We start from the raw sequence: 25,482 nt of genomic DNA, 5'->3' as shown, positions 1-25,482 counted from the left end.
GGAGCATACAAATGTTCATTTTAAAAAAAAGAAATTGGCACTCAACACATACTGACTTAAGCAAATACTTCATTATGAAGTTTACTCAGTTAGTTGATAAATCGGAGTTTCTGACAAATAATCATACCAGCACAAACGGTCTCATTCTACTCGAGGAACTATGCGAAGTTTCATCTATTTGCCTGAAGAGATCAAAAAACCACAGAAGACTACAATCGTTATTAAATGAGTGCAGTGATGAATCGATTAACTCGTCAGTCGTTTCAGATGTAATTATAAACAAGTATTTTCGACCAGCAGCAAATAACATACGCGAATGGCAAAGGGACTTTAGTATTGAATTAATACAACAGATTTATAGCGGAACGTTGTTACATAAATCCTCTATAAAACCAGTTTATTTGACTTATGTTCAAAAGGAACTAAACGATATTGATTTTTCATCCCGTCATTTTGACACTTATTCAAAGAAAATTGATGAGCTTCTGTCATTGCTAATCCCTCAATTAGTTTACGACGGATACTCTCTTGCATTTCTTCAAATAGCACCAAAAAAGCTTATCCAACGTCCATTGAATTCTATGATCAAGCACTTGTTCACATTTTTTGACTATAGCATTGACAGAAAGTATCGATGCTTTATTCCAAAAACGGATAATATCTCCCGAAATCCGTTAATAGATATCCTCAACCCTATAAATATAACATTAAGGAATTCTGACTACTTCCCAAATGAAAAACCTGTACCTTTGGATGGATATTCTTTTGAAATATCTGGAAAGGATCCCTTTTCAGCATTGAGAAATCGTGTGACTTTAGCTTATCGAAAATATAGCTTGGAATATACTGATGCAACACCACACTTACTAGATCCTTTCTGGGAAGAAGCTTACTATTTTAACGGAAAAATCAACAAATTTACACGCTATAACTTTAGCAAAACAAACGACCCCCTAATCCCGTCGTTTAGAAAAAACACTCTCTCGCACTCTTTATCTAAGCATGAAGAATTCCTTGAGGCAGTGAATCTTGATAATCTTTCTATATTTGAAGAACCAATTTACTTTTATAACCTCGCAAGAACAGTACCTTCTGTTGAAAATTCATATATTCTTTTGTGGACTGCCCTCGAAGCATTAATGGGCCTTAGATCAAACAAAACTGATATTGAAATCATCAAAGACAATGTAGCACAATCAATTGCTCTCGGGGCAGTTGGAAGAAGACTTCTTTCATTTCACGAGAGGTATACAAAAGCTTCTGAAATTAATAAGTTAAAGTTATTATGCCCTAAAATCTACAAGCTAGAAGATAAATCATTATCGTCAGTAATGTCGTGGGCAATAGATAAAACATTTGAAAATAAGCCTAACGATCCCTTTAATGCGATTAAGACGGATCCTTTACTTGCAAAACAGTATCGGATAATCAATGAAAAGTGGGGAACACTTCAAGACCTACTTGATATTATTAATACATCGAGCAATACAATATCCTACCAGCTTGATAGATTGTATTTCACAAGAAATATGATTGTTCACGCTGCACAGCTCGGAAAAACTGGCGATCATCTATGGGTACATCTAGAATGGTATATTGGAAAACTACTGGCACAAGCTGTTGTAATTATGGATCAATTTAAAGGTTCGGCACTGAGTAGAGATTCTGACCCTAGAGATATTGTTTTCGGCAGTCTTCAAGGACAATATAAAGCCTCTATTGACTACTTAGAAAGACATAAAGACGCTAAAATCACAAGAGACCATTTAATAAATAGTGGTATCTTTAGGTTCCCTATGCTATGTTTTTAAATTTTCTTTAGAAAGTGCTTAAACCTTGACCGACAAGAGGGCTTTTGAAAAAAAAAAAACTTACTTGTGAGTCATTACGTTTTAACCGATACAAGATGGAAAGCACCCTAGGAGGAAACCTCATCTTTTGGCGGTTGCGGCTCTTAGAACCTCCCTTCCTTGCTCTTACACCACTTATCAGGGAACTGGTACTCATCTATTTTTTATCATTTTCCGTGTAAGTACGATATTATTCATCCGGACGATGATTATATGTTTTCACCATATTGTGTTTTTAAATTATGGAAGGTAGTATCTATTTGCGATTTTAAGGTTTGAATGAAGATAATACTGAAGCCTTTGTCCCAAAATTCTTCATTTGTTGATTCAAGTCATATCTCTGTATATGTTATACACCAAAAGGTATTAGGATATATTCTAAGGGATCACGATGTAACCACCATTAATTCTAGTCAATTGTTAACTCCTGTTGACTTCAGTGAATAAAAAAATACAGAGCAGCGGCATCCACCTCGCCCTGCTCTGTATCTCAAGATCACTTCTATTCAATTCTCTTACCTTACTCTTCCCCAACCTCAATCGGATTCCCCTCATAGGAGATCCAATCACTCCAGCTACCCGCATAAAGCCTTACCTTCGTAAAGCCCGCTTCTTGCAAAGCCAGCACGTTCGGGCATGCCGTTACGCCGGAACCGCAGTAGACGATGGTCTCCTGATCCTTCGGCAGATCTTCGAATCTTGCTGCCTGCTCGTCCGCGCTTTTCCACTTGCCGTCTTCTCCCTTGCCTTCCGACCAGAGACGGTTGATCGCCCCCGGAATATGGCCGGCAATCCGGTCTAATGGCTCAACCTCGCCGCGGTAACGCGCGCCGTCGCGGGAGTCGATCAGCGTGATATGCTCAGCGCCAAGCTTCTCTTTCACTTCGTCCATCTCGATCAGCATGTTGTGCTGCACCGTTGCAAGGTAACGCGCAGGAACAAGCGTCTTCTGCTCCGCGTTCACCGGGAAGCCGGCGTTTTGCCAAGCGGTAAAGCCTTCGTCCAGCACGAATACTTGCTCATGGCCCAAGTATTTCAGCAGCCACCACAGACGGGAAGCGAATGCTCCGCCTTGGTCGTCGTATGCGACAACGCGGGTTTCGTTGCTGATGCCAACCTTGCTGAGCGCAATGGTCAGATCCGTAATATCCGGCAGCGGATGGCGTCCGCCATGCTCGTCGATTGGAGCGGACAGGTCTTTTTCCAAATCCAAAAATACGGCCCCTGCAATATGGGAGGCTTCATAAGCCTCGCGGCCGAAGTCCGGCTTGCCAAGCTGGAACCGGCAGTCGACGATAACGAGGTCTGTCTCATATAAGCGGGCAAGAAGCCATTTTAACGATACGATATTGTTCATGAAGGAATAACCGCCTTTCTTATGTATGCTATACGAGCATTATACATGATTCCGGCCCCTATCTTCTAACCCTTAGAATCTCCATTTACAAATATTGCATACAAGCATAATCATGCGCGAATAATTCATAGATATTATCTTCTTCGGAATCATTATTCCAACATTTTATCAAAGGAGATGAATTTATGTTCAAACGTTTCATCGGTACGGCAGCTGTTATTATCGCACTTGGTTCTGCGCTCGTTACCGAAGCCGGCGTCGCCCCTTCCGAGGCTCATGCGGCAAGCAACATGGTTCCGGATTACGAGGTTAAGCTTCTTATGAATCCAAGCACAACGCTTGGCCCCGATTTCAAGCTGACCAGCTCGGTATTAAGCGCCTTCTCGATGCCGACTACGGTAACGAAGATGAACGTGGCCTTCCTTGATACCAACGCGAAAGACATCTACAACAACGGCTGGAGCACCCGCATCCGCAAGACGGAAGGCGAAGACAACTTCGAATTATCCTACAAGAAGCGTTACACCATTAACAATAACGATATTAACGCGGCGCTGACGCAAGCGAACAACGACGGTTTTAATTCCGGCGATACAAACTACGAAGCCCAAGTGGAATGGGGTTACCAAAAGAAAACGCTCAGCATTACCCGCAGCAAAAGCGGCAGCAAGTCCGGCTACAGCGGCATGGATCTCCCGTCGATCAGCGATGCCCGCAGCCTGATGATCAACAACGCGCCGGATAAATTCAATGATTGGCTGTCTAACAACTGGGGTACAACCAAACTGCAAACCTCCCGTTACTTCGGTCCGGTGCTCGCCAAACGTTCCATCGGCACTTGGAGCGGCATGCAGCTGTACATCGAAGTATGGCCGATCAAGAACGCTGCAGGCACCGGCACGGAATATGTGGTTGAGGCTTCCTTCAAAACAACCAGCGCAACAACCGCTTCAACCAAGCATGACGAGCTGGTCACTTACCTGCAAAACAAAGGCTGGTTCCTCGCCCAGGACTCGCTAAAAACGCAATTAATTATGGATCGTTACTAAACCGAATCTTATAAATCCTTATCCAAAAGCTCTCCCGCGCAAAGCTTCAGGTGTGGGAGGGCTTTTTTCATAAAAAAATAGGCCTGCCATTCGTGTATAGTTAACTTGACATTGAGTATAGTTTATATTACATTTTGTATATAGAACTTAACTTATTTTACCATTCAAGGAGGTACAACGCTTGACCTACCAGGAGAAGAAAAGCATTACCACATTAATTAGCGCCGTGCTTATTTTTGCCGTCTACTGCCTGTATAAGTACACGCAGTACCCGGAGGAAGGAATGGCGCTCGAAGAAAGCATCCGTTACTGGGGCTCCTTCGTGTTAGTCCTGACGCTGGTGTCTATTATCGCGCATATTGTGATCAGCATTATTTTCAACATCATCTTCCGGATCACAACTGGGGAGAAAGAACCCGCATTTGCCGATGAACTGGATAAACTCATTGAGTTAAAAGCTCACCGGAACTCTTTTTTCCTGTTTATTCTTGGTTTTCTGCTTGCCATGATCTCTCTTGCTGCCGATCAGCCACTGAACCAGATGTTCATCATCTTGATCGCCTCCGGGTTCCTGTCCGACGTTACCGGTTCGATCTCGAAGCTGTACCACTACCGGAAAGGAGTTTAACATGGTTAAAAATCTTGTCGGCAACCACATCCGCAAATTACGGTTTAATCTGAACGAAATGACGCAGCAGCAATTGGCTGACAAGGTCGGCGTAACGAGACAAACGATAGTCGCATTGGAAAAAGGCAACTACTCCCCGTCCCTCGAGCTAGCCTTCCGGATTTCCCACACTTTTGGACTGCCAATCGAAGAGATCTTCTTCTACGGGGATGATACGAGCCAATAAATAGGAGGAGGAAATCCATGATTTCCATCACTAAGACGCCCAAAGTAACCGGCACCTTGTTTATACTCGCAGCCGTATCATCCGTATTGGGGCTTCTGTTCTACGGCCCTATCCTTAACCACGCGAATTATCTGACGAACGGCTCTGAGCACGCAGACCAGATCATCCTCGGAGCCCTGATGGAGCTGATCCTTGTTGCTTCTGCCGTTGGCACTGCGGTCACGATGTATCCTTTTCTGAAAAAATATAACGAAAGCATTGCCCTCGGACATGTGTGCTTCCGCCTGCTCGAAGCCGTCGTTATTACGGTTGGCCTAGTTGGCATGCTGTCCCTCGTCACCTTAAGCCGGCAATATGTCTCCGCTGGCGCTCCCGATCCCGCTTCTTATGAAGCTGCCGGAACCTTGTTCCTGGCGGTACATGACTGGACCTTTATGCTTGGCCCTAACTTCTTACTCGGCATTAATACAATGCTGTACAGCTACATTTTCTACAAATCCGGGCTTGTCCCCCGCTTTATTCCGATCCTTGGCATGACTGGCGCCGTACTCGTGTTTAGCGCTTCTCTGTTCGAAATGTTTGGCGTATTCTCTCAATTGTCGGTATGGGGCGGTCTCCTCTCCCTGCCGGTCGCGGCAAATGAGATGATCCTGGCCGTTTGGCTGATTGTAAAAGGTTTTAATAAAGCGGCACTCTGAGGAGATGCATGCACGCCAAAAAGGCCGGGATTCCGTCGAGGAATTCCGGCCTTTTACTTTTTAAAGAGTCCCGTTCGTTGTGTTAATAACCGTAGCCGTTAAGCCCCGCGTATTGATCAATCCCCCAACAACTTGTTGTTGGGAGGTGGCAGATGCCGTTACGGTAAAAGAGTACGTATACGTTCCCGGACCCGGACTGTCTACCCAGGTGAGAGCGCTAGTCGCGGATACTTGGGAGAAATCCGCCTGATTCCCCTGCTGCGTTATCGCCTCGTTATCAGTTGCAATAACGTCTGCCGGGTTTCTCGAGAGGACACCGTTAACCGAATAGCTCTGCACTCCCGTAAAATTCGCATTCGCAAAAGCCTCCAGCATCACGACCTGGTCAGCCAGAAGAACAATCGGTGTTAACATCAGCTCTACCGTGGCCTGGTTGTTCACCAGATCAATCTGTTCCCGGCTGCCCGAGAAGCGGATGGCTGTCATGCTTAAAGGTCCGGATACGCCTGGCGCCCCCTGCGGTCCCTCCGCTCCAGCTACTCCTTGTGCCCCGACCGGACCCTGAACACCTTGCAGCCCTTGTGCGCCCTGAGCTCCTTGCGCACCTTGGGCTCCTTGCGCGCCCTGGACTCCTTGGGTTCCTTGTACATCCCGCTGTATCGCTTCTCTTTGTAAACCGGTAACATCCGGAGATGGCGTTACCTCAGCTCCTACGATATTCGCAGCCTGTATCGCCTGCACGAAAGCCGGACTGGATACAAGTCCCGGCAGTACGGAACGGATCGCATTATCGAACACGGGATGCTCGATCACTTGCGGAAGCACCGTACGGACAACCCTGTCAAAAGCAGGCGTTGCTAACACTTCCGGCAAAGCAGCCACAATGGAACGGTTAAAATTCGGATTCGCGATTAAAGCGGGAATAACATCCGAAGAAATTTTGCCCGAAGTCACTGCATTTCGCGCCAGCTTGGCAGCCGTTATTGCTCTTGGCGCAATCCGGCTTGCCGTAATAGGGCGCTCCAGCCTGTTGACCCGTTCCTCAATGGTAAGCCTTTTTGCTCTTGGCAAAGCCTCCATCCCTCCTGCCATATGACTGATCTTTGATCTGTATATGGTTAACAGTGTATTGGGTAGGAACCTGTCACGGCACGATGTTTGTTCCTGAGGAAAGCGTCTATTTTACACCCAAGCATCAATATCATAGCCGCGCTCTTCCCAATAGCCGATATGATCCTTGTCGATCAGCTCGATCCGGTTCAGCCATTTCACTGATTTGTACGCGTACATCTTGGGCACGATCAGCCGAACCGGGCCGCCGAGATCGCTTGGAATCAGATTGCCGTCATGCAGCATCGCGACCATAATGTCGTCCATCTGCGCCTGCTCGAGGGTGAGCGCATCGGTGTATACGCCGTCTCCCGAGTAGAACTTCACCATTTTTGCGTTTGTTTTGATCCCGGCCTCCTGCAGGAACTGCTTCAGCGGGATGCCTTCCCACGTATTCTTGTATACGGACCAACCCGTCACGCAGTGAAAATCACTCACCTGAACCTTGCGCGTCAGCTTCACGAATTGCTCCCAGTTCCACGTCATCGGCTTATCGACCAACCCGTCTATGGTGAAGGACCAAGTCTCATTGGAGAATGTCGGGATCGGCGTCACCGAATAGATCCGGAATTCACCCTTCGCGCCCCCGCCGAGCGGAGGCGCGGATGCAGGCATGGGCTGCGGCAGGGGTACAAGCTGATTGCCATCCCTCGTCACAATCTCCTCGTAAGAAGGACTGCCGATGCTGACGCCTAGCGTATTAACGGTCCATTTCAGAAAAGACGGCCCAACCGCGACGGCGATTCCGCCGCCAACCGCCCATTTTACGAAGGAACGCCGGGACATATACGATTGCGGGCTTGCCGCGGGATGAATCGGTGCAGCCCCCGTCTTCTCTTCGCGCTCGGTGTGTACCGTCCGGCGGTTCGGCTCCTTAAGCCATTTGGCCCGCGTAATGGAATGATAAATAATATAAGGTAGGCCAATCCAGGTTAAGAGATCATGTACCGTCAGTGCCTGGTTCGACACGCGCGGCCCTACGGCCCGAAATTGCCAGAGCAGCACGCCCGAGATGAACCATCCCACAAGCAGGCCAAGCACGACAAAGACATTAAACTTCTGCCATGCCTTCCCCCTCAGCTGCTTCCAGTGCTTGGCGGCGAGCAGGAGATAGAACACAACCGGGACTAGGGACAGCAAGCCAACAATGATGTGCAGCTCCTTCAGCCACACCCTTCCTTCTCCAAGCACGCCACGCCAGTAATTCATCACCAGCATGACCCCGGACAATGCCAGCACAACCACAATCCAACCGTTCCAAGTATGTAGAATTGCAAGCTTACGGCCAAAGCCTTTGCGCAGACGTTTCAGTAACTCGCCCACTTGCCTTCCTCCTCTGCTTAAAGATTGCCTTGCGCTTCGTTAACCGTGAACCAGAACCGGCTACCTTGTCCTTCCGCCTGCTCCACCCCGATTCTCCCACCGTATTGCTCGACTAGCAGCTTGGCGATCGATAATCCGATTCCCGCTCCGCCGCCTTCGCGGCTGCGGGAACGGTCCGTCCGGTAAAACCGCTCGAAGATACGCTCCCGTTCAGCTTCCGCGATGCCAACCCCTTCATCTGTAACGGAAACCCGGATCACGCCATCCTCCCGTTCCTCCGCCGCAATGACGATAATTCCGTTATGAGGAGAGTAGCGAATGGCGTTTTCGATCAGATTCTGAAGAATCCGCTGGAGATGTCTTGCCAGCATATTTACCCGCAAAGATCGCTCCGGCAGCCTGACCCGAAGCTGAAGCCCCTTGGCATCCAGCCCCATCGAGAATCTCGGGTGGAGCTCCAGGAGCACATCCTCCAGCACCGCCGGAACCTTCTCTACCTGGTCGTCCGTCCTTCTGTCCAGTGTCGACAGCTCGAATAAATCCTGGATGAGCTCGCTAAGCCTTACCGTCTCGGAGCGGATGGTGGCCAAGTAACGGCGATACGTCGCATCATCCTCGATAACCCCATCCTCCAGCGCTTCCGCATAAGACTGCATCGAAGCAAGCGGCGTCCGCAGATCATGCGCCATGTTCGCGACAAGCTCCCGCTGGGCCGATTCCGCCGCTTTTACCTGGCGAAAGCTTTGTTCGAGACTCGTCCCCATCTGATTGAACTGATCCGCCAGCAACCGGAATTCAGTCAAGCCCGTTCTATCCACTCTGGCCTCGAGCTCGCCTGCGGCAATCCGTCCCGCCCCTTCGCCAACCCGGCGGACCGATGCCTCAAGAGGACGAATAAGCAGGAAGAACAAGACGGCCGATACAATGCCGGCTACAACGGTAGCAAGTCCGAGCCAGATCAACTGCTCTCGCGTAACGAGCATATATTGAAAGAATACAAGCAGCAAAACGATAATAAACGCGATACTAATCGTATTGGCAAGCAGCAGATAAGATCGGAGCTTCATGTCGTATTCCCCTTGTTATCGAGCTTGTAGCCGATCCCCCACACCGTCTTGATCCAGGTCGGATCGGAAGGATTGGGTTCGATTTTCTCCCGCAGCCGCCGGACATGAACCGTCACCGTAGTCGTATCGCCATCAAAGGCAATATCCCATACCTGATTAAGCAGCTGGCTGCGAGAGAACACCTTGCCGGGATACATCGCCAGCAGATGCAGCAGATCGAATTCCTTCACCGTTAGCTCCACATCCGACTCCAGAACGGAAACCCTTCTCTCCTGCGGGTAGATCGACAAGCCCTCGAGATAAATCGCTTGACCCGACGCTTCCTCCGAGAGTTTTTCCGCATCCCGTTCCCCAGGCGATGCTTCGCTTCTCCAGCCCGCTCGCCGCAAAATATTATGGACTCGAAGCACAAGCTCTCTTGGACTGAAAGGTTTCGTCATGTAGTCGTCAGCGCCCATCGTGAGGCCAAGCAGCCGGTCCGGCTCCTCGCCTCGGGCCGTCAGCATAATAATAGGGGTATCGTCGGTCTGCCGGATAAGGTCGCAAACCTCAAGTCCGTCAACCTTCGGCATCATTAAATCCAGCACCAGCAGGTCCGGGCGATGTTCTTTCCATAGGCGGATCGCTTCTTCCCCGTTTTCCGCGACCCATACCTCATGCCCTTCCCGCTCCAAATACCGCCGGCACACATCCGTAATATTCCTCTCATCATCGGCTACTATTATGTTTGCGCCCATCCGCTGCCCTCCGTCCAACAACCTCTTGATGCTTCTATTATACGGCTTGTTTAAATCGGTTACGACTGTCCCCCCGGCAAAAGAAAGAGCATCCCCCTGCCGCCGGGCAGAGGGATTACGCGCAACGGACTTTATTTGCCGTCGCCCATCGACTTATCGTCGTTCATCATCTTGTCGTCGCTCATCGACTTGTCGTCGTTCATCATCTTGTCGTCGTTCATTGATTTGTCGTCGCCCATCTCCGTTGCCGGCTTATTGTTCATTTTGTCCTTGTTATTGTCTGCATTGCATGCGCTTAACAGCAGCACGATTCCCAGCACGACAATTGCCCAAACAGGTTTCTTCATTGTTCATCTCTCCTTCTAAGCCTATGAGTATCGGCTGGCTCTTCACAACTCATAGCTTACCGGACAAAGCTAACCATTGAAGAACGGAGCTCTTGCAAAAGCATTATCAAATCCTTACAAAAGAATTACAGCCCACCATCGCACTTTCTCAGCACAAAAAAGGCTTTGCACCTGTTTCGCACAGATGCAAAGCCATTTCGTATGTGCTCAACTGACCGAGGAGTTGATCTTACCCATCTCGTCTTCCACTAAAATTGTTAATTCATCCTCGTATCCGCCCGTTATCCTGTACTTCCGGATATAGTCCTTTACGAACTTGCGCGGATCCTTCGGCTGAAAAATTCTCGTGAGTTCCTTCAGGCTTTCCTTGACCTCATTCTGGCTATGCTTCGCCATGAAATCTCCTCCCCTATACGTTGGATGGTCGTCCTAAACAACAGATTCGAGAACGGATGCGGCATTACACCGCAAATTACCCCCCAGTGCAGGCAACTCCATGGTCAATGAGTCACAATGTTTGCATTTTTCTTACTATTATAACATTTCAGGCAAGATTGTAAAATAAACAAATGTTAATTTAACCTGTGCCCTCGTTCTCCCGAGGCGGCTTCACCGGAGGCTCTTCGTCCTTTGGTGGAGCGGCTTTCGGGGGAATTGTCGGAGGCGGAACGTCCATGGATGAATGATGCGTTTCGTTCCTGTTAAACATTCGTAAATAGGCAAAAACGCCAATTAGTGCCACTGCAATTCCAAATATCAATACGACCGCGGTAATCCATCCATCGACCATGCTCCCGCCTCCTCTCCTCTTATATTTATCGGCTGAAAGCTGATTTGGTTTCAGTTTAATCGCCCATAAATTTTTCTTCCATATATAGGATATATTATATCGAACCAACTGCCCCTCAGCAACTCGGACAAATTGACTAAATATTCGTTATCGCGACACAATCCGATAGGTTCCGCTTCCCCACGCGATCAATCTTCCTTCCTCATCTTTCACCGTTGCCTGCAGGGTAATCGTCCGTCCAATCCGGTGCATGATCTCGGCTTCGCATACCAGATTGCCGCTCTTCGCGCTCTCCAGAAAATGCGTGTTCAAGCCCGCGGTGACCGTCTTTTCCCGGCATGCAATCATCACGACCAGCCCCATTGCATTATCCAGCATAGACATCAATACACCGCCATGCACGATTCCAATCAGATTCAGATGACGCTGCTCCGCGCGCAGCTGGATCGCCGCTTTTTCCGCATGGGCAAAGACGACCTCGCAGCCAAGCTCGCTCCAAAAAGTCCCGCTGGCAAGCTCCTCCAGCTTCGCCAAATGCCTCTCAATATCCGCCTGCTCCGCGGCAAAATCCTCCGCCACGCGCATCACCGCCTCTTTGTGTTTATTGCTCCTTCTCCAGCTCCTCCATCAGCTTGCGCCTTAAGACCTTGCCGATCATCGTCTTCGGAAGAGACTCCCGGAATTCGTACAGATGCGGCACCTTAAACGCGGCAAGCCGCTGCCTGCACCAGACGTCGAGCTGGGCCGCCGATACGTAGGAGCCTTTTTTAAGTACAACGAAAGCCTTCACCGTCTCGCCGCGGTACGGATCCTTCACCCCAAGGACGGAGGCTTCCATTACGCCGGGATGCTCATACAGCACCTCTTCGACCTCTCGCGGATAAATATTGAAACCGCCCGCGATAATGACATCCTTAATCCGGTCTACAATCGTAAAAAAGCCGTCTTCGTCCATATAGCCAAGGTCGCCGGTATGCAGCCAGCCACCCCTCAGCACGATTTCGCTCTCTTCCGGATTGTTCCAGTATCCCTTCATCACTTGCGGACCGCGAATGACAAGCTCGCCAACCTCGCGAACGGGAAGCGGCTTGCCTTCCGGACTGAAGATCGCGGCTATCGTATCGGGAAAAGGCATGCCGATCGTGCCGATTTTGCGTTTGCCCCAGATCAGATTGGCATGCGTTACCGGTGAAGCTTCCGTCAGGCCATAGCCTTCGATCAGCTTGCCGCCGGTCATTTTCTCGAACTGCTCCTGCACCTCAAGCGGCAGCGCCGCCGATCCGCTGATACAGGCCTCGATCGAGGAAAGATCGGTGCTGGCTGAATTCTTATGATTGATCAGAGCCACATACATCGTTGGCGCGCCCGGGAACAGCGTTGGCTGCTGCCGGCTGATGGTATCGAGCACGGTTTCGGTCTCAAAACGCGGCAGAAGCACCAGTGAACCTGCGCGCATAATAGAAAAATTCATTAACACGGTTAAACCAAATACATGAAATAACGGCAGTGCCGCCAGAAATCTTTCGTAACCATCCTTCACCCTGTAGCACCAGGCTGAGGTCTGCATTGTATTGGCCACCAGATTCCGGTGCGTCAGCATCACCCCTTTCGGTGTTCCGGTCGTACCTCCGGTATATTGAAGCTGGGCGAGATCGCTGCCGTGAATATCGGTCAGAACGGGAAGATTGGAGCTGGAGGAAATAAGCTTCTTATAGGAAACGACTCCGTGACGGCCGTAAGGTATATCCGCTTTGAAGCCTTCTTTGCGCTGCTTGAGCGGGTAGAGGAGATTTTTCGGAAAAGGAAGTCCGTCCTTCAGCGACGTAATAACCGCATTCTTGAGCTGGGGAACAGCCCCCGCTTCCGGAAATTCGCCGCGTACGTTGGCAAGGCGCTGATAGAAAAGATCGACGGTAATGATGGTTGCGGCACCGCTGTCCTTCAACTGATGCTCCAGCTCCCGTTCCACATAGAGCGGATTGGTCTGAACTACCACGGCGCCAATCATTAGAGCGGCGTAGTAAGAGATTACCGCCTGCGGACAGTTCGGCAGCATAATCGCCACTCGGTCGCCGCGGTTAACGCCAAGCGAGATTAGACCGTTCGCCAATCGGCAGGTATGGTCGTACAGCTCGCGATAGGTGAGCGATTTGCCCAGAAAATGAACGGCTTCGTTCGCCGGGAATTTCTCCACGGCATTAATGAGGAACTGCGGAATGCCATGATTCGGGTAATCCAGGGAAGCCGGGATCTCCAGCGGATAGTGCCGCAGCCACGGCTTAGGAATCTCGACCGGAGCCTCGGGCCCCTCCGAAGTCGCGGAAGCAACGGCTTCCTCGGGAGCCGGCTCTTCGTCCGGGGCGGAGTCTGTCGCGGCAGCTGCTACGCTTGGCTCGGCCTCCGCGGACGGAGCCGCTGACTCCGCCGCCGGTGGCTCTGCTTCTACGAGCTGCGGGGCTGCGGCTTCCTCCTGCCGTGGCGATAGTGGCGTTTCGTTAGGTGCGGAATTGGGCGGCTTTTGCCGATCCTCGGGTACAAGCGGGTTTTCCGGATCTGCCTTATCCATATGGCGTTCCCCCTCCTACACAATATATTGCTCCCCGCTAATGACCCGTGCGGCAATATCCCGCTTGGCCGCAATCGTATCGACCAGCGGACCGCGCATCAGCTTCTTCAATACCGACAGCTGCATTTGCAAGGCATCTCCCTTCGCCAGCGCCGCCAGAGCAACCTTCGCAATCGATTCAATCTTCTCCAGCGCCTCCTGTACGAAGACTTCCGTCATTTGAATCGCGTTCCCCGCATCCGCACCGCTTTGAACAAGCTTTTGCGTGCGGAGCAGCGCGCTTTCCGCCGCGAAGAGCTGAATCATGATATCCGAAAGCGAGCAGAGCACTTCCTGCTCCTGGTCAAGCTTCATGCCAAGCTTTTGTACGGCAAGCCCGCCGACGGCAAGAAAAGCTTTTTTCCCCTGCGATACGCGGTATACCTCCCGGCTAAGCGGCTCGTCAAACGGCGGAACCGGCATTGGCTGCAGCAGCTCGGCCTGCAGGGACTGCGCTTTTTCAAGCAACGGAAGCTCGCCTTTCATTGCTTTTTTCAGCAAAGTTCCCGGAATGAGCATCCGGTTAATCTCGTTGGTCCCTTCGAAAATCCGGTTAATCCGCGAATCCCGGTAAATGCGCTCCACCTTGTATTCCTTGATATAGCCGTAGCCGCCGTGAATCTGGACGCCCTCGTCCGCGACAAAATCCAGCGTCTCAGACGCAAACACCTTATTAATCGAGCATTCCAGCGCGTACTCGCTGATCGCTTTCGCCGCCCGCATTCCGGCATCCGGCGCATCCGCTCCGGCCCCCTCCGCACTCAGCATGGCATCAATCCATCCCGCGGTCCGGTATACCATGGATTCCAGCACGAAGGTTCTAATATTCATATCCGCCAGCTTGGCGCCAATGAGCGGGTAAGAGGAGATGGCACGGCCGAACTGCTTGCGCGTGTTGGCGTATTTGGAAGCTAGCTCGATCGTTTCTTTGGACCCGCCAAGACAACCCGCTCCCAGCTTGAACCGCCCGATGTTCAGGATGTTAAACGCGATTTTATGCCCTTGGCCGATCTCGCCAAGCACGTTCTCCACCGGCACCGCGACATCTTCGAAAAATAACGGGCGCGTCGACGAGCCCTTAATGCCCATCTTGTGCTCCTCCGGCCCAAGACTGAAGCCAGGCATCCCTTTTTCCACGATAAACGCGCTGAACGCTTCCCCCTCCACCTTCGCGTAGACGATAAACACATCCGCAAAGCCCGCGTTGGTAATGTACAGCTTGGAGCCGTTCAGAATATAGTGGCTGCCGTCCTGCGACAGCTTTGCCGTTGTTTTGGCGCCTAAGGCATCCGATCCGGAGGCCGGTTCCGTTAAGCAATAGGCGGCGATCAGCTCACCGGTGGCAAGCTTCGGTAAGTATTTGCGCTTCTGGGCGGCTGTGCCGAAAAAGACGATTGGCAGCGTGCCGATCCCCGTATGCGCGCCAACGGACAGCGCGAAAGAGGAGGCGCGGGCAAGCGTCTCCGACAGCAGGGTTGTGCTTACTTTATCGAGTCCAAGACCGCCATAGGCTTCGGGCACATCCGCTCCAAGGAGGCCAAGCTCGCCTGCCTGGCGCATCAGCTTTACCGTCAGCTCATAGTCCAGCCCTTCAATCTGCTCATCAAGCGGAAAAATCTCTCCCTCCACAAACTGCCGCGCCGCATCCGCCATCATCCTCTGCTCTTCGTTGAAGTCTTCCGGCGTCACCGTCGCGGACGGCAGAGCATCCTCGATTACGAAACGACCGCCAAACCGAATGTTTTCCCCCATGCTTTACGTCCCCTTTCCCTCTTGCCTTCCTGCTTCCTCCACTTGCGCGCTGTGCTACGCGTATACCTCAAACACCCCTGCGGCTCCCATACCTCCGCCGACACACATCGTGACTACTCCGATTCCTCCGCCGCGCCTTTTCAATTCGTGAATAAGCGATACCGACAGCTTCGTCCCCGTACAGCCAAGCGGATGGCCAAGCGCAATCGCCCCGCCGTTTACGTTCACGCGTTCAGGGTCGATGCCAAGCTGCTCGATAATCGGCACGCATTGGGCGGCAAAAGCCTCATTCAGCTCTAAAACATCAATATCGCCAACCGTTAGGTTAGCGGCTTTAAGCGCTTTTGGAATAGCCTCGATAGGTCCAATGCCCATCACTTTCGGCGCTACTCCTGCAACCCGGTAGGTACGGAATGCGGCAAGAGGCGTCAGCCCAAGCTCCTTCGCCTTGGCGCGGCTCATCACAACAACCGCGGCCGCGCCGTCGCTCATCTGCGAGGAGTTGCCGGCCGTAACCGTACCTTCCCGGGCAAAAGACGGCTTCAGCGGCGCAAGCGTCTCCGGCGTCGTATCCGCGCGCACGCCTTCATCGGTGTCGAAGGTGAAGGTCCGCTCCACCGGCCGGCCGTATTCGTTCACATCGGACCTCGTTGCCGTCACCGGCACGATCTCGTCTTTGAAGCGGCCTTCCTGAATCGCAGCCGCCGCTTTGCGATGGCTGGACGCGGCAAACGCATCCTGCGCCGCGCGGGTAACGTTATAGCGGCGTGCCACTTCCTCGGCGGTGTGACCCATGCCCATGTACACCTCCGGCATAGCATCCACAATGCCCGGATGCGGAGCCAGCTTAAAGCCGGTCATCGGCACATGGCTCATGCTTTCCACGCCGCCTGCGACGAGGATGTCGGCATCGCCGAGACGTATGCGTTCAGCCGCGTAAGCGATCGCCTGCAGACCCGAAGCGCAGAACCGGTTAATCGTGACGGCCGGCGTTGTAACCGGGAAGCCCGAATAGAGCGAAATAATCCGCGCCATATTCAGCCCTTGCTCGCCCTCCGGCATGGCACAGCCGATAATGACATCCTCGACGTCAACCGCATCAAGCCCCGGAACCCGGCCAACAGCCGCGGTCAACACGGCCCGTCCAAGGTCCTCTGCCCTCGTCTCCGCGAGACTTCCCTTCTTCGCCTTGCCCACCGCGGTTCGTACCGCGGATACGATAACGGCATCGCGGTCATGGTCCGCAAATTTGCCCGCTGCTCCCATAAAGCGCCTCCTTCTTTTTGGCGCCGCCCGCACCTCATCGCGCAGGCGGCGCCTTTGTTGCAGTGCTTGCTCGCGAGTGCGATAAGACCCCGCGGGGGTCTTATCGCACTCCGTCTCCCGGTGAACGTGGCAGATAAGACCCTCGGAGGGCCTTATTTGCTGCTCAACCCTTGTTTTCGAGTAGCTTCTGGACTTGCTTCGACGTTAAGGCCCTTTAGGGATCTTATCCGGCCTCAATCGACATCTCGTAGGGTGGTTAAGGCCCATTAGGGACCCTAACCTTATGAAATCAACACGATACGCAACGTTTTCCACCTGAAATCTGAGTACTAAAGCCCTTTAGGGACCTTAATGCGCTTCATATTGCAAGTTCGTTTAACGTTAAGGCCCCTAAAAGGCCCTAACGGCTTAAGCGCAGCATCTTACAGTGAATTTCCTCCAACAGAACGCAAACAATTCGCGCCTCATAACGATTTACGTTAGAGCTTCTACAGTCAATTTCGTTGCAGTTGAGCTACACGCAGGCATTGCGCCGATTTTGTTGGATGTAATCCAACGTAGAGTTAGTTACTGGTCGATAATGCGTCATTAGGTTGGATGGAATCCATTCTGAGCGAGAGTTTGTGTTACCCGGATTGCACGGAGCCCCCGTGAAGCACCCTAGCGCCTAGCACCATAGACAGCTAATCACGCAGTCCCCGCCGACCGGCCTCGAACGAGCTGGCCCTGCTTCATCCTAATTCCGCAGCGGCTTGCCCGTGGAGAGCATGTGGCTCATGCGATCCTGCGTTTTGCGTTCGCCGCAGAGGCTGAGGAAGGCTTCGCATTCCAGGTCGAGCAGATACTGCTCGCTTACCTCCGCTCCCGGCGCGGCATCGCCGCCGGCCATCACATGCGCGAGCTTATTGCCAATCAGCGCGTCATGCTTGCTGATCTGCCCGCCCAGCAGCAGACTGTGCACGCCCATGCGAAGCACGGCTTTGCCCTCGCGGCCAGCCACGCGGACGCGAGCCTCGGGCTGCGGCGTATAGCCCGCCCGATCCAGCTCAAGCACCGCCCGCTTCGCTTCGGCAATCCGCGCGTCCTGCCGCATAATAACGCGGTCCTGCGGGCGCTTCAGCCCGATGCGGCCAACATCAAAGCCGCTGGTAGACGTTTTGGCCATCGCAACCGTCTCGAACAAGGCGTTCAAATGCGGCTGGATTTCGCCGCCTCCCGCCCTTGCCGCAGCCATAACGGCAGCTTCTTTCGAACCGCCGCCCGCCGGGATCAGGCCAACCCCGGTCTCGACGAGACCGAAGTACGTCTCCGGCGAGAAAATGATCTGGTCGGCAGGCAGGCAAGCTTCGACGCCTCCGCCAAGCGTCATCCGGTGAGGCGCGGCAACGACGGGACGGTCTAATTTTTTGATAGACAGCATGCTGCTCTGGAACATCCGGATGATGTCCTCGACTTCATCCCATTCGCCGTTTTGCGCCTCCATCAAAAGAAGCAGCAGATTTGCGCCTACGCAGAAGTTGCGTCCGTCGTTCGCGATAACAAGCCCGCGCCAGTTCTTGCTAACCTCCTCGGCCGTCCGCCGGATAGCCGTCAGAATCTCGCCGCCGATGGCGTTGTTCTGCGAATGGAATTCGAGGCAGACCACATCGTCTCCAAGATCGATAAGGCTGGCGTCCGAGGTGCGCAGCACCGCCCTGCCGGCTTCCTTCAGAGCAGCAAGCGAGATCTCATCCGGTGACGGCTCTTCGGCCGCATACCCTCCGCCCCCGCCGGCGTACACGGACCGTCTGCCCTCCTGTACCTTATAAAAACTTCCGTTCCCTTCCGCAATCCACGCCAGTACCCATTCCGGCACCGCGTCGCCTTCGGCCTTCATCCGGGCTACGGACTTCTCTAATCCAAGCGCATCCCACAGCTCGAACGGCCCAAGCTCCCAGCTGAAGCCCCATTTCATCGCTTTATCGATATCCGTGATGGAATCGGCGATAACGCCAGCCAGGGCTGCCGAATAAAGAAGCGTGCGCTTAACCGTCTGCCAGGCGAACTGGGCATATTTATGTTTCGGATCCGTGCCGATAAGCGCCCGGACCTTTGCGCCCGTGCCTTTTGCCGCCTTGGCCGCATCGATGATTGGTCCCTTTACCGAGCTCCGCGGCCGGTAAGCAAGCGATTCCAAATCAAGCGATTCGATCTCGCTGCCGCCCTTCTGCCCCCTGATTTTCCGGTAAAAGCCGCCCCCGCTCTTTTCGCCCAGCCGGCCCGATGCCACCAGCTGCCCCAAAAGCGGAGGCCTTGCAAACGTCTCGCGTTCAGCCGCATCCGTGCTTTTCTCCCGGACGTTGTCGACGACGTGAAGCAGCGTATCGAGGCCGACAAGATCCAGCATCCGGAACGTTGCCGTCTTGGGCCGCCCCATCGCAGGACCCGTCAGCGCATCCGCTTCCTCCACCGTAAGCCCAAACCTCAGACCCTCCTCCAGCGTCACCAGCATGCCGTATGTGCCGATCCGGTTGGCGATAAAGTTAGGCGTATCCTTCGCCACAACAACGCCTTTGCCAAGCCGTTCCTCGCATAACGCGGTCAATAGTGCCGTAACCTCGGGAGCCGTATCGCTCGTCGGCACTACCTCAACCAGCTTCATATAACGCGGAGGGTTGAAAAAATGCGTCACCGCAAAATGCTGCCGGAACGCATCGCTCCTGCCCTCCACCATCTCGGCTACCGATAAGCCCGATGTATTGGAGGACACAATCGTTCCCGGCTTCCACACGCTCTCCACCCGCTCGAACAGGCTTCGCTTTACGTCCAGCCGCTCGACAACCGCCTCCACAATCCAATCCACCTCGGATAATCCCGCCAGATGATCCTCGAGATTACCAGCCGTAATCCGCCCGGCAAAAGACGGCTCATACAGCGGAGCAGGCTGCGCCTTCGCCATACGGGCAACGGCAGCTTGCGCAAGGCGGCTGCGCACCTGCGGGGAAGCCAGCGTCAGCCCGCGTTTTTCCTCCTCCGGAAGCAAAGCCTGCGGCACGACATCGAGCAGCAGCACGCGCATGCCGGCATTCGCCAGATGCGCGGCAATTCCCGCGCCCATAACGCCGGAGCCAATGACGGCCGCGCGCCTCACCGTACCCGTTCGATTCATCGACATTGATTAGTCCCTCCTGAAAAAAAGTATCCTGCAAACAGCCTAGATAGGCGGTTCTTGATGGTTTTTGCTTTGACCGCATGAGCCGTCTTTTCAGCCGTGCCGTTAAGCCGTCTCCTTGCCAAACACGCTTGCCGCAAGCAGCTCCGCCACATCGCGTGCCGCCGTCTGCTCATCGGCCTCGAGAAGCTTCAGCCCGTCTTCCATCATCGTTAGGCAATACGGGCAGGCCGAGCCGATGACCGTAGGCCGCACCTCCAGCGCTTGCGATACTCTGGCGCGGTTAACGCGGACGCCGCTTTGCTCCTCCATCCACATGAGGCCGCCGCCCGCTCCGCAGCACATGCCGTTCTCGCGGTTCCTCGCCATCTCTTCGATCTCGATGCCCGGAATCGCCTTCAGCACCTCGCGCGGTGCATCGTAGATGCCGTTATAACGTCCGAGATAGCAGGAATCATGGTAGGTTACGCGTTCTTTGACGAGATGCTCGGGGGTTAACCGCCCATCCTTCAGCAGCCGGGCCAGCAGCTCCGTATGATGCTCGATCCTGACGTCCGACGGAAGCCCGAAGTCCGGGTACTCCTTGCGGAAAGTGTTAAGCGTATGCGGGCAGGCCGTTACGATACGGGTTATCCCGTAACGGACGATGGTCTCGATATTTTCACGGCACAACTCCTGGAAAAGCAGCTCGTTGCCAATCCTGCGAGGCGTGTCCCCCGAGTTCCGCTCCTCTGCCCCAAGCGTGGCAAACGACACTCCCGCCTGGTCGAGGAGCCGCACGAGATCGTACAGCACCTTCCGGCTTCGCGTATCGTATGAGCCCATGGAACCTGCCCACAGCAGAAAATGCGGCTTTGGCGCTCCCGCACGCTTGATTTCCTGCATCGTCTTAACCCGGACGCCGGTACGGCTCTCGCATTCGTCGATCCAAGCCGCGCGCTCGGCTCTCGGAAGTCCCCACGGGTTGCTTTGGCGTTCGATGTTTTGCAGAGCGCGCTGGCCGTCAGACGGCAGGCGGCCTTCCATCAGCACGAGATAACGGCGCATATCGATGATTTTGTCGACATGCTCGTTGCCAACCGGGCACATCTCCTCGCAATTGCGGCAGGTCGTGCATGCCCACAGCTCCTCCTCGCTCATGACGTCTCCGATCAGCTCCAGCTCATCCGGCTTTGTTCCCTCCCGGGCATTCCAAGCCTGCTTCTGCGCCGTCATGGTCGGAATAATGGAGGTTACGCTTCCTTCCGGACTATCCTCCCAGGACGGAATCAGCGCGCCCATCACATGCGCTCCTGCCGCCTGACCTCCCATAAACGTTGGAACCCACGGCGATTTGGACGTAATGGCGGCACCTTTTTCCGTAAGGTGATCCCGGAGCTTTGTCATGAGATGCATCGGCGACAGCAGCTTGCCGGTATTCGAAGCCGGGCAAACATTCGTGCAGCGGCCGCATTCCACGCAGGCGTACAGGTCAAGCAGCTGCTTTTGCGTAAAATGCTCGATTTTGCCCGCGCCGAAATACTCCGCGTCCTCATCCTCCAGATTAAGCGGTGCCAGCCGGCCAACCGGCGCATTGCGCCCAAGCCATAAATTCACGGGAGCCGTCAGCAGGTGAAAATGCTTCGACTGCGGCACGTACACAAGGAAAGACAGCAGCACCAAGAGATGCATCCACCAGAACAGCTCATAACCCGCTTCCGATGCAATGCTGCCTGCAGGCACGCCAAGCTTCCCGATCCAATCCGCAAGCACGGAGGAAACAGGCGCAAAACGGCCAGCTACGGCATGCGGATCTCCCGACAGCCGCTCGAAGGAAAGCGTCAGCAGGACAGTCAGCATCAGGCCGCCGATAAACCACAGGACAAGCGAAGGCTTCCAGCCGCGCTTCAGCCTTGGCAGCTGCTCGATATACCGGCGGAAGCCCCCGTACAGGACCGCAAGCAGGACAAGCGAGACCGTCAGCTCCTGCGACCAGGCGAACTGGCCGTAGAAGGGAAACGGAATCGGGCGACCGCTGAGTTTTTTCCAGATGATATCCGCCGCTCCAAACTGCAAAACGATAAAACCGTAAAAATAAATGAAATGCATGACGCCGCTCCGGATATCGCGCAGCAGCTTGCTGTGCCCGAGCACCTGTCCCGCTACCGAGGGACGTCCGGCTAATTCCCTCCGCTCATCCGATGGCATCGCCTCATGGGCGGCTGCCCGGCCAAGCTTGATATAGCCCACCCTGCGCAAGACGACCGTAATAAAAGCGACTGCGGCTACCCCCAATACCGCCGCGAACAAAATCCACCTGAGTGCAGCTGTCGCTACTTCTGCCGACCACCATTCCAGCAATGGCCACGCCCCCTTTTGCAGCCCTCGATTCGGACAAGCTTTTTAGCGTTGTGACAAAATGAAACGGCTGCTCCTTCCCGTGTCGGGAGAGCGCGTTTCAATCCGAAGAATTCCGAGCCATGTTTACAAGAGAAAACTTATAAACGCTTGGAATTCAAGGTGAACGGCTGCTCCGTCTTGAAGGAGGGGCAGCATTTTCAAAAAAACCGCGGTGCTCCAGTATATGAGCCCGAAAGCATGAACATGCCGCCCCTTTCGCCGGTGCGGACGGTCTATTTGGCCGAGTTGACTCATATCGTAGCACTGATGGAAAGCGGTTTAGCCGAGCCTTGCAGCCTGCCGCGGCCATGCTGCGGGAGAGGCGTGTCAGCCGGGCGAAATAGAGCATGGAATTATAGTCTGAGGAGGTTGCTGCAGTGCTGAACATTGTCGTTCTACTCAAGCAGACATTTGATACGGAAGAAAAAATTATCGTAAAGGATGGCTCCGTTGCGGAAGCGGACGCCAAGCTCGTCATTAATCCCTATGACGAATATGCCCTCGAGGAGGCGCTGCGCCAGCGCGAGGTGCATGGCGGCGAGGTACGGGTTGTCTCCTGCGGCGGCGACCGTTCGGAGGAGGCGCTGCGGACCGCGCTTGCGATGGGAGCGGACGAAGCGATCCGGCTCGACGCAGCTACCTTGGAGAGCGGCGACAGCTTCGCGCTGGCCGCTGCGCTCGCGAAGGTTATCGAGCCGCTCAAGCCGGATCTGCTGCTGGCGGGCTTGTTCGCCGTCGACAGCGGCTCCGGGAGCGTAGCGCTCCAGGTCGCGGAGCGGCTTGGTCTGCCTCATGCGTCCGCAGCGGTGAAGGTTGGCATAGCCCAGCCGGATGAAGCGAAGGCATCCGGCGAGCTGCCGCCTGGCGCAGCGTCGGCGGCGAGGTTTGCTGTCGTGGAGCGCGATGTCGAGGGCGACACGGAGACGGTTGTGATCCCGCTGCCAGCGCTGATCACCGCGCAGCAAGGGCTCAACGAGCCGCGGTATCCGTCGCTGCCGGGCATTATGAAGGCGAAGCGGAAGCCGCTCGCCCGTGTGTCGGCAGCCGCAGGCGGCGAGGAGGAAGGCGCGCGGACATCGCGCCTTGCGCTTTTTCCGCCGGCGCCGCGCGCAGCCGGCCGGCGCCTCGCCGGGACGCCCGGCGAGCAGGCGGCGGAGCTTGTCCGCCTGCTGCAGGCGGAGGGCCAGCTGCCGCAGTGAGGCGGCTGCACGGCGTTAAACGTTAAGGCGGTTAACGAGAGAGCTGCCTTAGGTTTTGGGCAGAACAGGTTAAGGCCCTAAGGGCTCTTAACTTGTGCGGATCCAACAACTTGGCGGCTGTTTGGCGATCGATTGCTGATTGTTAAGGTCCCTAAGGGACCTTAACTTGCCAGACTACTAGCTTATTTTGCTGGTTAAGAAACCTGAGGGACCTTAACCTTGTGCGGCCCCACCCACGTGGCGGCTGTTTGGCGATCGATTGCTGATTGTTAAGGTCCCTAAGGGACCTTAACTTGCCAGACTACTAGCTTATTTTGCTGGTTAAGATCCCTGAGGGACTTTAACCTTGTGCGGCCCCACCCACGTGGCGGCTTTTGCGCTCGCATGCTGGTTATTAAGGTCCCTAAGGGACCTTAAAGAGCCACACTACTAGCTTATTTAGATGGTTAAGTGCCCTGAGGGACCTTAACCTTGTGCGGCCCCACTCACATGGCGGCTTTTTGCGCTCTTTCGCTGGTTGTTAAGATCCCTAAGGGACCTTAACGTGCCAAGTAGCTTGCTCAGTGTGTACCTAATAAGACCCTCCCAGGGTCTTATCGAGGTATTTCATCTTCCTAATCGTTCAGATAAGACCCTGCCGGGGCCTTATCGTAACCGTAAAAGCCAGAAAAGCATTGAAAAGACCCGACTGCAACAGAAATAAGACCCTATGAGGGTCTTATCCTATACAATCGCAACCCAATCTAGTGCAATAAAGCCCTCTCAGGGTCTTATTGCCCCAACGACTACTCAGCAAGTTACTTCAGCAACTTTGGAGATCAAATTTCACTTGCAGCTCGACCTGCAACAAAGGAGGAAATAAGATGGGAAGAACGATACTCGTGTTCGCCGAGTGCCGGGACGGCAAGCTGCGCCGCGTAGCGCTTGAGGCGCTTGGCGCCGCGCGGCGGCTAGCCGGTGCGGACGGCTCGGTCCATGCCGTCCTCGCGGCTCCCGGCGGAGCGGCCGATGAAGCAGCCGCGCTGGCTGCGCGAGGGGCGGACGTCGTCCATGTAGCGGACGACCCGGCCCTTCGCGCCTTCGCGCCAGAGGCGTACATCGCCGCCTTGCGCGCAGCTATAGAGGCGGTAAGGCCGGACGCGCTGCTGCTCGGCCATACCGCCGTAGGGCGCGAGCTCGCGCCCCGCGTGGCCGCAGCCATCGGCGCCGGCCACGTCGCAGACGTGACCGCCATCGATGAAACCGATGGCGTGTTCACGCGGCCGCTCTACGCCGGCAAGGCGTTCGAGCGGCGCAGCTTCACCCCGGGCCGGCCGTGGGTCGTCACGGTCCGCCCGAACAACTTCGAGCCGGCCGAGACCCTGCCGGCCGGCGAGCCCCAAGGCACCGTGCAGGCGCTGCCGTTCACGGTGCCGCCAATTCTGACCGCGGTGCGCTCGCTTGTGCGCCGCGCCGGCGGTCAAATCGATCTCGCCGAGGCCGACGTGGTCGTCTCCGGCGGCAGGGGCGTGCGCAGCTCGGCCGGCTTCGAGCCGCTTCAAGAGCTCGCCGGCGTGCTCGGCGGCGCGGTTGGCGCCTCGCGCGGCGCCTGCGATGCCGGCTACTGCGGCTATGCCCTGCAGATCGGGCAGACCGGCAAAGTCGTTACGCCGCAGCTCTATATTGCCTGCGGCATTAGCGGCGCCATCCAGCATCTTGCCGGCATGAGCCAATCGCGTGTCATTATCGCGATCAACAAAGACCCCGACGCCCCTATCTTCAGCGTTGCTGACTACGGCATCGTCGGAGACCTATTCGAGGTTGTTCCGCTATTAACGGAGGAGTTCCGCAGAACGCAATCCGGTTAACTTAATGGATTTAAGCATTAACCAAGCTAATCATCGGTTCGGTTAATCCTGTTGATCCCCGCTAACGAAACTACAGATTCTTATTTCGCCAAAAAGAAGCC

21 protein-coding genes are annotated in these 25,482 nt (G+C 54.3%); 7 read left to right on the top strand and 14 right to left on the bottom strand.

What is annotated here, in order from left to right; translation table 11 throughout:
• Positions 1-11: 11 nt before the first annotated feature.
• Positions 12-1,811 (top strand): hypothetical protein, encoded by a 1,800-nt coding sequence (locus tag PJDR2_RS02690; RefSeq protein ID WP_012772508.1) that lies wholly within the window; start codon positions 12-14, stop codon positions 1,809-1,811.
• A 559-nt stretch (positions 1,812-2,370) separates the two neighbouring features.
• Here PJDR2_RS02690 and PJDR2_RS02685 read toward each other — a convergent pair.
• Positions 2,371-3,207, bottom strand: coding sequence for a sulfurtransferase (locus PJDR2_RS02685; RefSeq protein ID WP_012772507.1), 837 nt, complete (start codon positions 3,205-3,207; stop codon positions 2,371-2,373).
• 185 nt (positions 3,208-3,392) lie between these two features.
• Here PJDR2_RS02685 and PJDR2_RS02680 point away from each other — a divergent pair, with 185 nt between their 5' ends.
• From PJDR2_RS02680 to PJDR2_RS02665, 4 genes are all read left to right on the top strand, one after another.
• A complete protein-coding gene (locus PJDR2_RS02680) occupies positions 3,393-4,256 on the top strand; it encodes a hypothetical protein (RefSeq protein ID WP_012772506.1) in 864 nt (287 codons plus the stop codon).
• A 181-nt stretch (positions 4,257-4,437) separates the two neighbouring features.
• Positions 4,438-4,884 carry a hypothetical protein gene (locus PJDR2_RS02675; RefSeq protein ID WP_012772505.1) on the top strand — a complete coding sequence of 149 codons (447 nt, stop codon included), beginning with the start codon at positions 4,438-4,440 and terminating at the stop codon, positions 4,882-4,884.
• 1 nt (position 4,885) lies between these two features.
• Positions 4,886-5,110, top strand: coding sequence for a helix-turn-helix transcriptional regulator (locus PJDR2_RS02670; RefSeq protein WP_012772504.1), 225 nt, complete (start codon positions 4,886-4,888; stop codon positions 5,108-5,110).
• A gap of 17 nt (positions 5,111-5,127) precedes the next feature.
• The gene (locus PJDR2_RS02665) at positions 5,128-5,808 is read left to right on the top strand and encodes a DUF4386 domain-containing protein (protein WP_012772503.1); all 681 of its coding nucleotides are present in this window, start codon (positions 5,128-5,130) and stop codon (positions 5,806-5,808) included.
• 60 nt (positions 5,809-5,868) lie between these two features.
• Here PJDR2_RS02665 and PJDR2_RS33050 read toward each other — a convergent pair whose 3' ends face one another.
• The 13 genes from PJDR2_RS33050 to PJDR2_RS02600 form a co-directional block, all read right to left on the bottom strand.
• Positions 5,869-6,879, bottom strand: coding sequence for a collagen-like triple helix repeat-containing protein (locus PJDR2_RS33050; RefSeq protein WP_012772502.1), 1,011 nt, complete (start codon positions 6,877-6,879; stop codon positions 5,869-5,871).
• Between the two features lie 111 nt (positions 6,880-6,990).
• Complete coding sequence (locus tag PJDR2_RS02655; protein ID WP_012772501.1) at positions 6,991-8,241, bottom strand: molybdopterin-dependent oxidoreductase; 1,251 nt, start codon at positions 8,239-8,241, stop codon at positions 6,991-6,993.
• Between the two features lie 17 nt (positions 8,242-8,258).
• Positions 8,259-9,308, bottom strand: coding sequence for a sensor histidine kinase (locus PJDR2_RS02650; RefSeq protein ID WP_012772500.1), 1,050 nt, complete (start codon positions 9,306-9,308; stop codon positions 8,259-8,261).
• Positions 9,305-10,045 carry a response regulator transcription factor gene (locus PJDR2_RS02645; protein ID WP_012772499.1) on the bottom strand — a complete coding sequence of 247 codons (741 nt, stop codon included), beginning with the start codon at positions 10,043-10,045 and terminating at the stop codon, positions 9,305-9,307. Before PJDR2_RS02645 ends, PJDR2_RS02650 begins: the two co-directional genes overlap by 4 nt.
• A 131-nt stretch (positions 10,046-10,176) precedes the next feature.
• Positions 10,177-10,392, bottom strand: a complete 216-nt coding sequence (locus PJDR2_RS02640; protein ID WP_012772498.1) for a lipoprotein — start codon at positions 10,390-10,392, stop codon at positions 10,177-10,179.
• A gap of 207 nt (positions 10,393-10,599) precedes the next feature.
• A complete protein-coding gene (locus tag PJDR2_RS02635; protein ID WP_012772497.1) occupies positions 10,600-10,788 on the bottom strand; it encodes a hypothetical protein in 189 nt (62 codons plus the stop codon).
• Between the two features lie 181 nt (positions 10,789-10,969).
• Positions 10,970-11,182 (bottom strand): hypothetical protein, encoded by a 213-nt coding sequence (locus tag PJDR2_RS02630; protein ID WP_012772496.1) that lies wholly within the window; start codon positions 11,180-11,182, stop codon positions 10,970-10,972.
• Between the two features lie 147 nt (positions 11,183-11,329).
• Positions 11,330-11,761 (bottom strand): PaaI family thioesterase, encoded by a 432-nt coding sequence (locus tag PJDR2_RS02625; RefSeq protein ID WP_265525099.1) that lies wholly within the window; start codon positions 11,759-11,761, stop codon positions 11,330-11,332.
• Positions 11,762-11,783: 22 nt separating this feature from the next.
• Positions 11,784-13,748, bottom strand: coding sequence for a long-chain-fatty-acid--CoA ligase (locus tag PJDR2_RS02620; protein ID WP_012772494.1), 1,965 nt, complete (start codon positions 13,746-13,748; stop codon positions 11,784-11,786).
• Between the two features lie 15 nt (positions 13,749-13,763).
• Complete coding sequence (locus PJDR2_RS02615) at positions 13,764-15,539, bottom strand: acyl-CoA dehydrogenase family protein (RefSeq protein WP_012772493.1); 1,776 nt, start codon at positions 15,537-15,539, stop codon at positions 13,764-13,766.
• Between the two features lie 54 nt (positions 15,540-15,593).
• Positions 15,594-16,805: an acetyl-CoA C-acyltransferase gene (locus tag PJDR2_RS02610; RefSeq protein ID WP_012772492.1), complete on the bottom strand. Its 1,212-nt coding sequence runs from the start codon at positions 16,803-16,805 to the stop codon at positions 15,594-15,596.
• 736 nt (positions 16,806-17,541) lie between these two features.
• Positions 17,542-19,959: a 3-hydroxyacyl-CoA dehydrogenase/enoyl-CoA hydratase family protein gene (locus PJDR2_RS02605; protein ID WP_012772491.1), complete on the bottom strand. Its 2,418-nt coding sequence runs from the start codon at positions 19,957-19,959 to the stop codon at positions 17,542-17,544.
• A 102-nt stretch (positions 19,960-20,061) separates the two neighbouring features.
• Positions 20,062-22,296, bottom strand: coding sequence for a (Fe-S)-binding protein (locus PJDR2_RS02600; RefSeq protein WP_012772490.1), 2,235 nt, complete (start codon positions 22,294-22,296; stop codon positions 20,062-20,064).
• A gap of 419 nt (positions 22,297-22,715) precedes the next feature.
• On the opposite strand from PJDR2_RS02600, the gene PJDR2_RS02595 reads away from it, so the two are divergent.
• Both PJDR2_RS02595 and PJDR2_RS02590 read left to right on the top strand, forming a co-directional pair.
• A complete protein-coding gene (locus tag PJDR2_RS02595; RefSeq protein WP_041613847.1) occupies positions 22,716-23,534 on the top strand; it encodes an electron transfer flavoprotein subunit beta/FixA family protein in 819 nt (272 codons plus the stop codon).
• A gap of 863 nt (positions 23,535-24,397) precedes the next feature.
• Positions 24,398-25,381, top strand: a complete 984-nt coding sequence (locus tag PJDR2_RS02590) for an electron transfer flavoprotein subunit alpha/FixB family protein (protein ID WP_012772488.1) — start codon at positions 24,398-24,400, stop codon at positions 25,379-25,381.
• The last annotated feature ends 101 nt before the right edge of the window (positions 25,382-25,482 follow it).

This window comes from Paenibacillus sp. JDR-2 (assembly GCF_000023585.1).
GTDB lineage: Bacteria > Bacillota > Bacilli > Paenibacillales > Paenibacillaceae > Pristimantibacillus.
The sequence above is the reverse complement of the archived record's forward strand: the minus strand, read 5'-3'. Positions and strand labels throughout refer to the sequence as shown.

Coding starts and splice junctions, on each gene's coding strand:
- PJDR2_RS02690 (WP_012772508.1), top strand. CDS start 12: ATGTTCATTTTAAAAAAAAGAAATTGGCACTCAACACATACTGACTTA.
- PJDR2_RS02685 (WP_012772507.1), bottom strand. CDS start 3,207: ATGAACAATATCGTATCGTTAAAATGGCTTCTTGCCCGCTTATATGAG.
- PJDR2_RS02680 (WP_012772506.1), top strand. CDS start 3,393: ATGTTCAAACGTTTCATCGGTACGGCAGCTGTTATTATCGCACTTGGT.
- PJDR2_RS02670 (WP_012772504.1), top strand. CDS start 4,886: ATGGTTAAAAATCTTGTCGGCAACCACATCCGCAAATTACGGTTTAAT.
- PJDR2_RS02665 (WP_012772503.1), top strand. CDS start 5,128: ATGATTTCCATCACTAAGACGCCCAAAGTAACCGGCACCTTGTTTATA.
- PJDR2_RS02650 (WP_012772500.1), bottom strand. CDS start 9,308: ATGAAGCTCCGATCTTATCTGCTGCTTGCCAATACGATTAGTATCGCG.
- PJDR2_RS02645 (WP_012772499.1), bottom strand. CDS start 10,045: ATGGGCGCAAACATAATAGTAGCCGATGATGAGAGGAATATTACGGAT.
- PJDR2_RS02640 (WP_012772498.1), bottom strand. CDS start 10,392: ATGAAGAAACCTGTTTGGGCAATTGTCGTGCTGGGAATCGTGCTGCTG.
- PJDR2_RS02635 (WP_012772497.1), bottom strand. CDS start 10,788: ATGGCGAAGCATAGCCAGAATGAGGTCAAGGAAAGCCTGAAGGAACTC.
- PJDR2_RS02630 (WP_012772496.1), bottom strand. CDS start 11,182: ATGGTCGATGGATGGATTACCGCGGTCGTATTGATATTTGGAATTGCA.
- PJDR2_RS02620 (WP_012772494.1), bottom strand. CDS start 13,748: ATGGATAAGGCAGATCCGGAAAACCCGCTTGTACCCGAGGATCGGCAA.
- PJDR2_RS02615 (WP_012772493.1), bottom strand. CDS start 15,539: ATGGGGGAAAACATTCGGTTTGGCGGTCGTTTCGTAATCGAGGATGCT.
- PJDR2_RS02610 (WP_012772492.1), bottom strand. CDS start 16,805: ATGGGAGCAGCGGGCAAATTTGCGGACCATGACCGCGATGCCGTTATC.
- PJDR2_RS02605 (WP_012772491.1), bottom strand. CDS start 19,959: ATGTCGATGAATCGAACGGGTACGGTGAGGCGCGCGGCCGTCATTGGC.
- PJDR2_RS02590 (WP_012772488.1), top strand. CDS start 24,398: ATGGGAAGAACGATACTCGTGTTCGCCGAGTGCCGGGACGGCAAGCTG.